Origin of the sequence: Listeria monocytogenes, assembly GCF_041765605.1 — a bacterium.
GTDB lineage: Bacteria > Bacillota > Bacilli > Lactobacillales > Listeriaceae > Listeria > Listeria monocytogenes_D.
Genome location: NZ_CP168900.1, coordinates 1,398,606 through 1,412,171, shown reverse-complemented (window position 1 = coordinate 1,412,171; position 13,566 = coordinate 1,398,606). Strand labels below are relative to the sequence as shown.

Here is a 13,566-nt window from a genome sequence, read left to right as displayed (position 1 = left end):
CTTTAAAGCTGTATTAACCGTGAATTGCATTGCCATCCACAGCAAGGGCAGCTTCTCTAAAACTTTCTGATAAAGTTGGGTGCGGGTGAATGGTGTTACCCACTTCCCACGGCGTTGCATTTAAAACTTGGGCTAAAGCGGCTTCGCTAATCATGTCCGTCACGTGCGGTCCAATCATGCTAACGCCTAGGATATCGTCTGTTTTTTTATCTGCAATAAGTTTAATGAAGCCATCTGACTCTCCGTAAACGAGCGCTTTCCCGATGCCACGGAAGAAAAATTTGCCTTTTTTCACTTCATAACCACGTTCTTTTGCTTGTTCTTCTGTGATACCGACACTTGCGATTTCTGTAGAAGTATAGATACAGCGGGGAACTAAGTCGTAGTCAAGTTTTTCAGCCACTTTTCCGGCAATATGGTTGGCTGCAATCGTTCCTTCTTCCATCGCAACGTGCGCAAGCTGAATTGTTGGAATGCAATCACCAATCGCGTAGATGTGGCTTTCTTTTGTTTGATAAAAATCATTTACTTGGATAAAGCCGTTTTCGGTCGCGATATCCGTGTTTTGTAAACCGATATTTTCTGTGTTAGCTGAACGACCGACAGAAACGAGAATTTTGTCTGCTGTGAAAGTTTGCTCTTCACCTTTAATAATTGCTTTAATTTCCACACCAGTATCCGTTTTTTTATAACTAGCTGCTTGAACTTCAGCAGATGTATGCATGTTTAATTTTTTCTTTTTATAAAGTCTTGCTAATTCTTTGGCTACTTCTTTATCTTCTGTTGGTAAAATTCGATCTGCATATTCTAGCACGGTAACTTCTACGCCAAAATCATGCATCATTGAAGCCCATTCCATCCCGATAACTCCACCGCCAACGATAATAATTGATTTTGGTAAAGTTTCTAGGTTTAGCGCGCCGTCAGATGATAAAACATTTTCTTCATCAATGCTTAAACCATTTAATGTACGCGGTTTGGAGCCTGTCGCGATAATTAAGTTTTTAGGAATGAGCATTTCATTTTCAGAGCCATCTTCAAATTCGACTGAAACCGTTCCAGCTGTTGGTGAAAAAATAGATGGTCCTAAAATGGTTCCCGTCCCTACAAACAAGTCAATTTTACCTTGTTTAAATAATTGATGGATTCCTTTTTCTAATTGATCGACTATTTGTTGTTTTCTTTCTTGTGCTTGTAAAAAATTGATTCCAGCAGTTCCTTCTACAGAAATACCAAATTCACTTGCTTTTTTTACTGTTTGCAGAACTTCTGCTGAACGTAATAACGCTTTCGTTGGAATACATCCACGGTGAAGACACGTTCCACCAACTTTCCCTTTTTCAACGACGGCTACTTTTTGGCCATTCTTAGCTGCTTGAATGGCTGCGACGTAACCGCCAGTTCCTCCACCAAGAATAACGACATCATATTCTGTTGCCACATTATCTCCTCCTTTTAGTACTCTTTCTCTTTCTCAAGACCAGCGAGCACACGTTGTACACCGCTATTTAATGCTTCTAACTCATCTTCTCCAGGTTCTATAATTACGCTGGTTATCCAGTTTGTTTGCTCAATAATTTTGCTTGTAAAAAGTTCACTTCTCGCAAGCCCGCCAGTTAAAATAATAGCGTCAATTTTCCCTTGTAAGACAACAGAGCATGCACCAATTTCTTTGCTAACTTGGTAAGCCATGGCATCAAAAGCTTCCATCGCTTTCACGTCACCCGCTTGTACTTTCGCTTCAACTTCTAGCATACTGTTAGTTCCTAAGTAAGAAATCATCCCACCTCGACCGACAATAAGTTCATGCAGTTCACGTTTCGTCCATTTCCCACTAAAACAAGCTTCTAAAAAATCATTCATCGGAAGTGAACCCGATCGTTCCGGACTAAAAGGCCCATCCCCATCTAAAGCATTATTCACATCCACTACTCTTCCTTGTCGATGAGCAGCAACGGAAATTCCGCCACCAAGATGCGCAATAACGAAATTCATCTTTTCATAATCATTTCCAAGCTCTTTGGCGATTTTTCGTCCTGCTGCTTTGTGATTTAATGCGTGAAAAATACTTTTTCTAGCAACAAAAGCATTACCAGATATTCTTGCTATTTCCTGCATTTCATCTACAACTACTGGATCTACAATGAAGCTTGGTATCGTTAGTTCATCTGCTAGTTTTTTTGCAAGCATTGCCCCTAGATTCGAAGCATGCTCTCCGTATTTATTTTCTTTTAAATCATCTATCATTTTTTCTGTAACCATATATGTACCGCCAGCAACTGGTCGAAGTAAACCACCTCTTCCAACTACGGCTTGTAAATTTTTTACATCATAACCGTGTGCATCCATCACTCGACGTAGAACTTGCCACCTAAAATCAAATTGTTCCTGTACGTTATTAAAGTCGGCTAGTTCTTGCATTGTATGTCTGACAGTTTCTTCAAAAAGTACTTTATCGCCTTGGTAAACAGCGAGTTTGGTAGACGTGGAACCAGGATTTATGGTTAAAACATCAAAAGACATTTGCTTTCCTCCAAATTTAATTGTGAAAAATGCAGTAGGTTATCATTTTCCCATGGACTATTGTAACACGTAGGCTGTAATCAAATAAAAGCCTTTGCATTCAGATTGTTAAAGTCCGTCTATTCACATTATTTCATCATTTTCCAACTAGTCTTACAGTTAGTATAAATGACGCTAATTTGTTTTCGGGTGTATCGTTTCTCGAGGAAATCACAATTGGTACTTTCGCCCCGACAACCGCACTGCCAACCCTCGCTCCAGCAAAATATACTAACGATTTATAAAGTGCGTTTCCTGTTTCAATATTAGGAGCGATTAATATATCTGCTTCTCCCGCAGAACTATCCGTAATTCCTTTATGGAGAGCCGCTTCTTTGGAAATAGCTACATCAAGAGCAAGTGGACCCGAGATGGCTATTGAGTTATCAAAATGCTGCACTACTTCCTGTGCTTCTACTGTGGATGGCATTTTTGCTGTCACTTCTTCCACCGCACTAAGTAAAGCAATTTTAGGATTAGTGATGCCGATTTGATGCGCTACGGCTATGGCATTTTCTGTGATAGCAATTTTCTCTTTTGTTTTTGGCGCTACGTTCATCGCACAATCAGTTATCAATAATGGTTTGTGATACGTTGGAATATCGAAAATGGCAATTTGACTCAATAATTGGTCTGTACGAAGGCCATTTTCTTTTTTTAATACGTGATGCATCAATGTAGCGGTTGGAATGAACCCTTTTACTAAAATATCAGCTTCTTTATTTTTTACCGCTAAAATGGCGCCTTGTGCTGCGGCTTCGGCGGTATCTGTTTGAATCCATGTAACGTTTCCATTCGCGGTTAACGTTTTGTCTTCCTTCTTGCCAAATAAAAGAAATTTACCTAAATTTTGGTTTAATGCAAGACGAATCGTTTCGAGCACAACTTCATCATCTGCTCCTGCTACGGCGAAAACAAATGAACTTGTTTCTATTACATCTGAAAAAAATCTACTTTTTGTCATAAAAATAACTCCTTTATCGCACAAAAAAGCCGCATTTCGAATTAGTAGTTGTTTTTATGACCAGGTAATAATTTTCTACCTTATTCATTTTAAGCAAAAACTATTCGATATGCAAGCAATTTCGTTTTTTTAATACGTTTGTTTTACTTTTTCCGCTTGTTCAATCATTTCTTTTGCATGTTGTTTGGTTAATTCGGTGACTTCTATTCCAGCAATCATTCGACTGATTTCTTCTACTTTCTCTTCCCCTTTAAGCACTGTAACGGAAGTTGTTGTCCGTTTGTTTTGGACTTTTTTCGTAATGTAGTAGTGGTGGTTCGCCATTGCTGCAACTTGAGGCAAATGGCTAATGCATAGGACTTGCGAGCCAACTGAAACAGCATAAATTTTTTCTGCAATCGCTTGACCAACGCGACCACTTACACCAGTATCTACTTCATCGAAAATAATCGAGGTGATACCTTGGTGCCTAGAAAAAATGGTTTTTAATGCTAACATCATTCTAGATAACTCTCCACCAGAAGCGATTTTTGCTAATGGTTTTAAAGGTTCACCCGGGTTTGTTGACATATAGAAAACGACGCTATCTTGCCCTGAATCTGTTAGTTCCATTTTATTTGCTTCAAAGCGTACACTAAAAATGGCTTTCTCCATATATAAGTGATTTAATTCTTGTTTGATTTGCTTCTCTAACGTAACAGCCGCTTTTTTACGGATTTCCGTTAGTGTATTCGCCTGTTTTGTTAGTTCTGCTTTTAGTGTTGCTAATTTGGTCTCTAAATGCCCGACATGTGATTCACTATCTGTCAGTTTTTCCATTTCGCTGCTTATTTCTTGTTCGTATTGAATGATATCTTCAATGGTTTTGCCATATTTGCGTTTTAATTGGTTTAAATCATTCAAACGTGATTCAATTTGATTCAGTTCTTCTGGGTGGAATTCGAGCTGATCCAGTGATTGCCTAATTTGACTCATGCTATCTTCTAACATATAGTAACTAGAAGAAATGGCCTCGCTAACCGCTTTATAATCCGTATGAATACTCGCCGCTGCTTCCATTTGGCGCATTGCTTCTCCAACAAACTCCAGCCCACCAGGCTCACCTTGAATCGCGGCATAAGCTCCTTGTAAATTTTCGTTAAGTTTTTCAAAATTGGCTAAGATATTTTTTTGTTCTAACAAGCGATCTTCTTCACCAGCTTGCAAATTGGCATTTTCAATTTCCTGTTGTTGAAAACGGAGCATATCCAGACGTTGCGCTAATTCTCGCTCATTTTTCGTCCAATTTTGCCACTCTTTCTCGATTGTTTGATATTCTTTGAAATTAGTTTGGTACTTGGTTAGTGCTGGCTTGATTTTGTCAGAAGCGAAACGATCAAGTAATGACAAATGAAACTCCTCATTCATCAATTCCTGATGTTCATGCTGACTATGGATATCTATTAATTTCGAGCCAATTTGGCGCAAGAGAACTGTAGTTACAAGTTTGCCATTAATTCGGCAACTATTTTTCCCCGAGCGAAACAGGCTGCGTTCTAGTACAACCATATCATCCGAAGCATCTATCCCATTTTCAATTAACGCATTTCGGCAAGCAAGGTTATCCTCTGCTAGCGCAAAAAGCCCTTGAAGTTCTAAACGTTCTTCTCCATGACGGATAAAGTCAGCTGATCCGCGTCCGCCAACAAGAAGACCAAGCGCATCAATAATAATTGATTTACCAGCGCCGGTCTCCCCCGTAAGTACCGTCATCCCTTCTTGAAAAGTTAAAGAAAGCGATTCGATGATAGCAAAGTTTTTAATTGTCATTTCTTGAAGCAAAATCTTTCACCTCCAACAAATTTTAAAGCATATCTATAAAACGATCTGTTAATGTTTTCGCATTTTCTTCCGAGCGACAAATAATTAAACAAGTGTCATCTCCGCAAATAGTCCCGGCTTTTTCCGGCCAGTCCAAGTTATCGATTAATGCACCAACCGAGTTTCCATTTCCAGGCATTACTTTTAAAATAATCATAAATTGCACGTTATCAATGCCAATAAAGCAATCAATCAAAGCGCGTTTTAATTTTTGATGTGGGTTAAAACTATTATCGGCAGGTAGACTGTATTTGTAACCACCTGTTTGTGTTGGAACTTTAACAAGATGAAGTTCTTTAATATCACGGGAAACAGTTGCCTGGGTGACTTTAACATCGCGTTCTAACAGAAGTTCTACTAAATCTTCTTGCGTGTCAATCTCATTAGATGTAATCAATTCTCGAATAATAATATGACGATGACCTTTATTCATTCCTTCTTCACCTCACGATAATTTTCTACTTACATCTTATCCGAAAAAACGCATAAAGTCACGGATTTAGTGCAAATTTATGCAAGAAAAGTTTCTTTAATACTTTATACATAGAAAATACATCTCGAAATGAGCCAAAATAGCATGGTAAAAGCAAAAACCGGAAAACATCGCTGCTTTCCGGTATACATTATTTACCTAATTTAGTATGTGCTTTGGCAATAAGTTTTGTAATTGCATCAGATTCTAAATGGCTTGTTCCTTTTTCTTCGCCAGTCCATTTAAGATGTGCGATAAATTCGATGTTTCCTTCTCCACCAGTTATAGGTGAAAAATCAAGTCCCATCAAATCATAACCATTATCGAGCGCAAATTGAACGATATTTTCAACTACCGATGTGTGTACTGCTGGGTCACGGATAATTCCTTTTTTACCGACTTGCTCCCGACCTGCTTCAAATTGCGGTTTGATAAGTGTCATCACATCGCCACCTGTCACAAGCACGGTTCTAAGCACAGGTAAAATTAGTTTCAGTGAAATAAAGGATACATCAATTGTTGCAAAATCTGCTAAACCTTCGGAAAAATCAGCTGGCGTTACATGACGGAAGTTAGTTCGTTCCATCACGGTAACACGATCATCGTTGCGCAGCTTCCATGCAAGCTGATTATAGCCAACATCGAGCGCATAAGAATGTCTTGCCCCATTTTGTAAAGCACAGTCAGTGAAGCCGCCTGTAGAGGCTCCAATATCAAGCATTAATTTATCTTTTACATCAAAGTCAAATACTTGCAATGCTTTTTCCAATTTCAAACCACCACGACTAACATAGGGCATTTGTTTTCCTTTGACTTGAAGTTCGCTGTCCACTGGGATTTTTTCTCCAGGTTTATCGACCCGCTCTTCTTTTTGGTAAACAATTCCCGCCATTATAGCGCGTTTTGCTTTTTCTCTCGTTTCAAATAATCCTTGTTCTACTAGCAGAATATCTGCACGTTCTTTTTTTATTGTCATAGTCTCTTCGCCCTTAACTTCTCGCTTTGTGCGAGCATTTCTTTTATTTTTAATACAATTCCAGCATTCGATATACCATATGATTCCAAGATTAGTGGCACGGAACCATGGCTAATAAATTCGTCCGGTAATCCAATTCGGTGTATTATTACATCCGTATAATTATTCGCCTCAATAAATTCTAACACACTCGAACCAAATCCGCCTTTTAATAATGATTCTTCCACTGTTAAAATGGGAATTTTTTGCTTTAAAATGTGATGTAGTAATGATTCGTCTAGCGGTTTAATGTAGCGTGCATTAATTACTCCAACCCGGCGTCCTTCAGATTCTAGTTGTTTAGATGCTTGAAGTGCTAGTGGAATAGTTGGCCCAAAAGTTAAAATAACCGCATCAACCGGTTGAATGAGCGTTTCCCACTGTCCGATTGGAATCAGCTCAGTAGATTCAGAAAGCAATGTGCCTGGTCCATCTCCACGCGGATAACGAATCGCAAACGGCCCATCATCATATGCAAAAGCTGTATCCATTAATCGTCTTGCTTCCGTTTCATCTTTTGGCATCGTGATAGTCATATTCGGAATACTATTCAAAAAAGAAATATCAAAAATACCCTGATGCGTTTCCCCGTCTGCTCCTACAAGCCCTGCTCTATCAATCCCAATTACGACATTCAATTTCTGCCGACAAATATCATGGACTAACTGATCATAGGCTCTTTGTAAAAAGGTGGAGTATATCGCAAGAAACGGTTTCATACCCTGTGTCGCTAAACCTCCCGCCATTGTTGTCGCATGTTGTTCAGCAATCCCAACATCGAAAAAGCGTTCTGGGAAAGCTTTAGCAAACTTTTCTAATTTTGAACCAACAGGCATTGCAGGAGTTATCGCAACAATACGTTCATCCATGGCTGCTAATCGCATTAATTCATTGCTGATGATAGAACTCCATGACGATGATTTCTTAACAGGCTTAATGAAGCTACCTGTTTCGACTTTATAAGGACCTGTGCCGTGCCATGTGCCACGAGAATCCAATTCGGCCGGTTGGTACCCTTTTCCTTTTTTCGTAACGATATGGAGCAATACAGGACCTTTTGTATGCTTGGCAAATTCTAAGTTAGTAATAATGTCTTCTAAATTGTGCCCATCAATAGGTCCAAGATACATAAAACCTAATTCTTCAAAAAAAGTTCCTTCTACAAGCAAGTGTTTTATACTATCTTTTGCTTTCTCGGTGGCGTCGGCCAATTTTTCACCAGCTGTCGGGATTTTACGCATCAGTTTATCTATATTCGTTTTAGTTTGCTGAAATTTGTCAGATGTTCTTAATTTCCCAAGGACATTGTGGAGCGCTCCAACATTAGGCGCGATAGACATATCATTATCATTTAAGATAACAATCATATCCTTGCCCATATCACCAATATGATTTAAAGCTTCTAAGGCCATACCTCCAGTTAACGCGCCGTCACCAATTACCGGGATTACATAAAAGTCTTCTTTTTTTATGTCTCTCGCGATGACCATGCCAGCAGCTGCAGATAAAGAAGTGGAGCTATGTCCTGTTTCAAACACATCGTGACTAGATTCTTTCCGTTTTGGAAATCCATCTAAGCCACCGTGCTGACGTAAAGTATCAAATTGGTTTGCCCTTCCAGTTAGGATTTTGTGCACATATGATTGGTGACCAACATCCCAAATAAATTTATCTTTTGGACTATTAAAAGTATAATGCAACGCAATGGTTAGTTCTACCACACCCAGATTCGGGCCAATATGCCCACCTGATTTGGAAGTAGAAGTAATTAAAAAAGCGCGAATATCCGCCGCAAGTGCTTCTAATTCTTGTATATCCAATTGCTTCATAAAGGAAGGATCCTTTATTTTTAAAAGATCCAAATAAAAACAACTCACTTTCCAAAGAGCCACTTGCATGAATGTGTGCAAGGTCTTTTTTCTCAATTAATTGTTCTTATTATAGCAAACAATCGCCGTTAAACCAAACAAGGTAAAATAATTTTGGGCAAATAAAAAAGCAAATCACCGAAATAATTTGCTTTTTCTTATTCAAAAAATAGAATTACGCTTTTTGAACGTTAGCTGCTTGAGGTCCGCGTTGGCCTTCTTCAACGTCGAAAGTTACTGCTTGACCTTCGTCTAAAGATTTGAATCCGTCGCCTTGGATAGCGCTGAAATGTACGAATACATCGTCACCGTTTTCGCGTTCGATAAAACCAAATCCTTTTTCTGCGTTAAACCATTTTACTGTACCTTGTTCCATGTTCATGTTCCTCCTCGTGTGTTATGCACACTAATTATTTACTATTCTTGCTTAACGGCACGAGATGGAAAGTTGTTCACAATCGTATCTTTCACCCACAAAAATAATCTTACATTAGTATAACACGGTATTTTAGGAAAAGCAAATCAATTTGAATTATATATGTGAAAAAATTTTGAAATTACTAGATAATTATGATTAATTTTCTCTAAGTGCGATTAAATCAGCAAGTTGCAAGAGAATTTCGTCATCAAAATCATGTCCTGAAAGCGCTGACTTTGCAATCGTCACATGCTCATTTAATGCCCTTTTAGCACCATCAAGCGTGAGTAATCCGGGATAGGTACTTTTATTCAGAAAAGCGTCCGCCCCTGTCTTTTTACCCATTTTCGTTTCATCGCCAATTACGTCCAAAATATCGTCGCTAATTTGAAATCCAATCCCAATATTTTCCGCAAAAATCCGTAATCTTTTCGTTTGTTCCGGATCCGCTTCTGCAATTTTCGCAGCAGAAGTTACGGCAAAAATTAATAATTCGCCTGTCTTCCGTGCATGGATGGATGATAGCTCTTCTAATGTCACTTGTTTATTTTCCGCTTCCATATCTGCAAGTTGACCGCCAACCATTCCTTCTGCACCACTACTAAAACTGATTTGGTTAATCAAAGCAATGCGTGTTTCAAAAGATAAATTTTCGTCTTCCGCTAAAATAGAAAAAGCAAGCGTTAGTAAAGCGTCTCCTGCCAAAATCGCTGTTGCATCCCCAAAAACTTTATGATTAGTGTATTTGCCGCGACGATAGTCATCATTATCCATTGCAGGCAAATCATCATGGATAAGGCTATACGTATGAATCATTTCTAATGCCGTTGCTGTTTTCACACCTAAAAGTGGATTAACTTTTAAGGCTTGAAGCGTAGCAAAAACGAGCATGGGGCGAATCCGTTTTCCGCCTGCTTGAACAGAATATAACATGGATTCTTTTAAAGTAGGTTCGATTTTCCGCTCACTTATTTCTTTAAAAAGGGACTCGTCGATGATTTTTTTATATTGTTCTAGAAAAAGGGTTAAATCTTGCAAATTTATTCACCATCCGCTTCAAAAGGAATTTCTTCTCCTGCATCTGTGACTACTTTTGCCATTCGTTTTTCGGCTGATTGTAATTTATCTTGGCACAATTTAGTTAGTTCGATTCCTTTTTGATACATATCGAGAGAATCTTCGAGTGAGGCGCTACCATTTTCGAGCGCTTCTACGATTGTTTCTAATTCTGCTATTGCTTCTTCAAAAGTTTTCTTTTTAGTTGCCACTTGTATCTTCCTCCTTCGCGGTAATGAGTGCCTCTATCTGTCCGCCTTGCATTTTCACTTGGATATTATCGCCGACTTCAAGCTCCTGCACTGATTTGACCAGCGTATTCTCTTTATACGTTACACCAAATCCTCGTTTCAATAAAGAAAGAGGACTCAAATGCTCTAGCGCATCTACTTGCCTAAAGAAAGATTGTTGCTTGTCTTTCAAAAGTTGCTTCATCGCTTTATCCAACGCTTGAAGGCGTAATGTCATTTGTTCTTTTTGAAGTTCAATTTCTTTGTTCGGATGGTAGTAATGGAGCCGATCATTTAACCGGTCAAAAGCTGTTTGCTTAACAAATATTTGTTTAGAAAAAGCATTATTTAATCGTTCGGAAAAATAATCTGTACGTTCCATTTGCTGTTCTAATTGATGTTTCGGACCATTTAGAATCAAGTGTTGTTTAAGTTGCTCTAGTGACCGTTCTTTTCTTTCTAATACTTGTCTGGTAACTGCGAGCAAACGGTATTTACGTTCTGCTAATCGTTCTTCTAAATCGCGATAATCTGGGACAGCAAGTTCTGCCGCCGCAGTTGGCGTTGCAGCTCGTACATCTGCAGAAAAATCGCTTAATGCAAAATCAGTTTCATGTCCGACCGCTGAAATTACAGGTACATCGGAATCATATACTGCTCGAACAACAGGTTCTTCATTAAAAGCCCATAGTTCTTCAAGCGAACCACCACCGCGCCCAATAATCATAACATCAATATCATTTCGCTGATTAATCTTGCCGATGTTTTCGACAATTTTTTGAGCTGCTTTCTCCCCTTGAACAATAGTTGGATAAACAATCACTTCCACAGAAGGCATCCTTCGATGAATGGTGGTTAGTATATCACGAACAGCCGCACCAGTTTTGGACGTAACGACAGCGACTTTGGACGGGAAAGAAGGAAGCACTTTTTTATGCGTTTCCGCAAAAAGCCCTTCCTTTTCCAATTGCGATTTTAATTGCTCTAATTGAATATAAAGCGCTCCGACGCCATCTGGTTCCATATGTTCTGCATAAAACTGATAGCGACCAGCTTTTGTAAATACGCCAATTCGTCCTGTGATAAGGACATTCATACCATCTTCTGGGACAAAACCAATTTTTTGAACTGCTTTGTGAAACATGACAGAACGAAGCATCGCAAATTCATCTTTTACCGTAAAATATAGATGTCCACTCGCTGGTTGTTTTAAATTAGAAATTTCACCGCGCACAAAAACTTGCTTCATGTAAGGATCTACTTCAAACTTTTTTTCGATATATTTGGTTATTGCTGCTACCGTCAAATATTTATCTTGCTCCATCATTTCACATCCAATTAATCAATTCATTTTCCAAATGCGTTTTGCGGCTTTTAATGTGTTCGCAAGTAGCATCGTGATAGTCATCGGGCCAACGCCACCTGGTACCGGCGTGATAAATCCTGCTTCTTCTACCACATCATCAAAGTCCACATCACCGCATAGCTTATTGTTTTCATCGCGATCCATGCCAACATCAATAACAATCGCGCCTGGTTTGATATAATCTTTTTTCACGAATTTCGCTAGACCTGTCGCTACAACAAGAATATCTGCTTCTTTCGCTACTTGAGGTAAATCTTTTGTACGGCTGTGCGCGATGGTAACTGTCGCATTTTCATTTAACAGTAATTGAGCTACTGGTTTTCCTACGATATTACTTCTACCAATAACGACAGCGCGTTTGCCTTCTATTTGAGTGCCGGTTGATTTTATAAGTTCAATAATCCCTGCAGGTGTACAAGGAACAAAAGAATCTTTTCCGATGAATAAATTACCTACATTCACTGGATGGAAACCGTCAACATCTTTGTCATAGCTAATAGTATCAATTACTTTTTCTTCTGAAATGTGTTCTGGTAATGGTAACTGCACGAGGATGCCATGAATAGTTTTATCTTCGTTAAGCTCCTCTACAACAGATAGTAATTTTTCTTCTGTTACATTTTCTGGAAGTTCAATTAAAACGGATTTCATCCCCGCTTCTTCTGTCCGTTTTTGTTTATTTCTTACATATGTACGAGATGCTTGATTGTCGCCAACGAGCACAACAGCAAGACCTGGTTTCTTACCTTCTTTTACTAATTCAGCTACTTCTCTTGTTACTTTTTCTTGAATTTCTTTTGCTAACTTTTTGCCATCAATAATTTCTCCCATGAGTATTGCCCCCTTTAAAAATAAGTTCCACGTAATTATTCTTAAAAAATCACGAAATAAGGGAGTGCAAGGGAGTTCCCTTGCACTCAATCAAGCTTATTTATCTTCCGGTGCAATATTAGCAAGTACGCCATTAATAAATTTACTTGATTTTTCATCGCTGTAAATTTTTGCAATTTCGATGGATTCATTTAAACTAACTCTATTTGGCACATCATCCAAGTACTTAATCTCATAAACACTCAAGCGAAGTAAAGATAAATCTACTTTACTCAAACGATCTATACGCCAATTGTCTAAGTTAGGCTCAATAATAGCATCAATTTCAGCTTTATTCGCCATTACACCTTCGACTAATTTTTCCATATAGTCGTCTTGCTCGTCTTCCATGATGTTTTTAATTGCTTGATCTAGCGACATTTCGTTTAGCTCTATTTGGAATAGTGCTTGAAGTGCTTTCTCGCGCGCCTCTCTTCTTTTCATGTTAAAGCTGCTCCTTTTGTTCCTTGAATTTTATAGCTCAAAATCATCGAAGGAAAGTGTTTCTGTTTTTTCAAATTGTACACCAACGATATGAACGTTGATTTCGAGTACATTTAACCCAGTCATATTAAAAATGGTATCTCTGACAGCATCTTGAATATTTTGAGCAACAAGTGGAATTGTTGCGCCAAATAAGACTGTACAATAAAGTTCGATTAGAATTCCTTCTTCGGTTAGTTCTACTTTTACGCCTTTACGATAGTTTACAGCACCACTGAATTTTTCGCGCATTTCTGTCGCAAAGCCACCTTGCATATAAGCAACATTTTCGATTTCACTTGCAGCAAGACCAGCAATTACGCCAATTACTTCAGGTGCAATCTCAATTTTGCCAAGCGGTGCATCATTTTGTTTACGCAAATCTTTTGTATAAGCCATTAT

At 38.6% G+C, this 13,566-nt stretch carries 14 protein-coding genes; all 14 read right to left on the bottom strand.

The window, feature by feature from the left end; all coding sequences use genetic code 11:
* Window positions 1–13: 13 nt before the first annotated feature.
* The 14 genes from lpdA to AB2Q86_RS07245 all read right to left on the bottom strand — a co-directional run bounded on the left by lpdA (window position 14) and on the right by AB2Q86_RS07245 (window position 13,563).
* On the bottom strand, window positions 14–1,441 hold the full coding sequence (lpdA, locus tag AB2Q86_RS07310; RefSeq protein WP_012581356.1) for a dihydrolipoyl dehydrogenase: 1,428 nt from the start codon (window positions 1,439–1,441) through the stop codon (window positions 14–16).
* Between the two features lie 14 nt (window positions 1,442–1,455).
* Entirely contained in the window at window positions 1,456–2,523 is a 1,068-nt protein-coding gene (buk, locus tag AB2Q86_RS07305) for a butyrate kinase (protein ID WP_012581357.1), read from the bottom strand.
* A 136-nt stretch (window positions 2,524–2,659) separates the two neighbouring features.
* Window positions 2,660–3,526, bottom strand: coding sequence for a phosphate acyltransferase (locus AB2Q86_RS07300; RefSeq protein ID WP_012581358.1), 867 nt, complete (start codon window positions 3,524–3,526; stop codon window positions 2,660–2,662).
* A 129-nt stretch (window positions 3,527–3,655) separates the two neighbouring features.
* Window positions 3,656–5,347: a DNA repair protein RecN gene (gene recN / locus AB2Q86_RS07295; RefSeq protein WP_012581359.1), complete on the bottom strand. Its 1,692-nt coding sequence runs from the start codon at window positions 5,345–5,347 to the stop codon at window positions 3,656–3,658.
* A gap of 22 nt (window positions 5,348–5,369) precedes the next feature.
* On the bottom strand, window positions 5,370–5,819 hold the full coding sequence (gene ahrC / locus AB2Q86_RS07290; protein WP_003722493.1) for a transcriptional regulator AhrC/ArgR: 450 nt from the start codon (window positions 5,817–5,819) through the stop codon (window positions 5,370–5,372).
* Between the two features lie 190 nt (window positions 5,820–6,009).
* On the bottom strand, window positions 6,010–6,834 hold the full coding sequence (locus tag AB2Q86_RS07285; RefSeq protein WP_012581360.1) for a TlyA family RNA methyltransferase: 825 nt from the start codon (window positions 6,832–6,834) through the stop codon (window positions 6,010–6,012).
* On the bottom strand, window positions 6,831–8,750 hold the full coding sequence (gene dxs / locus AB2Q86_RS07280) for a 1-deoxy-D-xylulose-5-phosphate synthase (protein WP_077904917.1): 1,920 nt from the start codon (window positions 8,748–8,750) through the stop codon (window positions 6,831–6,833). The genes AB2Q86_RS07285 and dxs overlap by 4 nt, the downstream gene beginning before the upstream one ends.
* 166 nt (window positions 8,751–8,916) lie before the next feature.
* Window positions 8,917–9,117, bottom strand: a complete 201-nt coding sequence (locus AB2Q86_RS07275) for a cold-shock protein (RefSeq protein ID WP_003719639.1) — start codon at window positions 9,115–9,117, stop codon at window positions 8,917–8,919.
* 198 nt (window positions 9,118–9,315) lie between these two features.
* Complete coding sequence (locus tag AB2Q86_RS07270; protein ID WP_012581362.1) at window positions 9,316–10,197, bottom strand: polyprenyl synthetase family protein; 882 nt, start codon at window positions 10,195–10,197, stop codon at window positions 9,316–9,318.
* 2 nt (window positions 10,198–10,199) lie between these two features.
* Window positions 10,200–10,427 (bottom strand): exodeoxyribonuclease VII small subunit, encoded by a 228-nt coding sequence (locus AB2Q86_RS07265; RefSeq protein ID WP_003722489.1) that lies wholly within the window; start codon window positions 10,425–10,427, stop codon window positions 10,200–10,202.
* Window positions 10,417–11,769 carry an exodeoxyribonuclease VII large subunit gene (gene xseA, locus AB2Q86_RS07260; RefSeq protein WP_003729893.1) on the bottom strand — a complete coding sequence of 451 codons (1,353 nt, stop codon included), beginning with the start codon at window positions 11,767–11,769 and terminating at the stop codon, window positions 10,417–10,419. Before xseA ends, AB2Q86_RS07265 begins: the two co-directional genes overlap by 11 nt.
* 18 nt (window positions 11,770–11,787) lie before the next feature.
* Entirely contained in the window at window positions 11,788–12,642 is an 855-nt protein-coding gene (gene folD, locus AB2Q86_RS07255; RefSeq protein WP_003726249.1) for a bifunctional methylenetetrahydrofolate dehydrogenase/methenyltetrahydrofolate cyclohydrolase FolD, read from the bottom strand.
* A 96-nt stretch (window positions 12,643–12,738) separates the two neighbouring features.
* Window positions 12,739–13,125: a transcription antitermination factor NusB gene (gene nusB, locus AB2Q86_RS07250; protein WP_012581364.1), complete on the bottom strand. Its 387-nt coding sequence runs from the start codon at window positions 13,123–13,125 to the stop codon at window positions 12,739–12,741.
* A 30-nt stretch (window positions 13,126–13,155) separates the two neighbouring features.
* On the bottom strand, window positions 13,156–13,563 hold the full coding sequence (locus AB2Q86_RS07245) for an Asp23/Gls24 family envelope stress response protein (RefSeq protein WP_003729895.1): 408 nt from the start codon (window positions 13,561–13,563) through the stop codon (window positions 13,156–13,158).
* Between the last annotated feature and the right edge of the window lie 3 nt (window positions 13,564–13,566).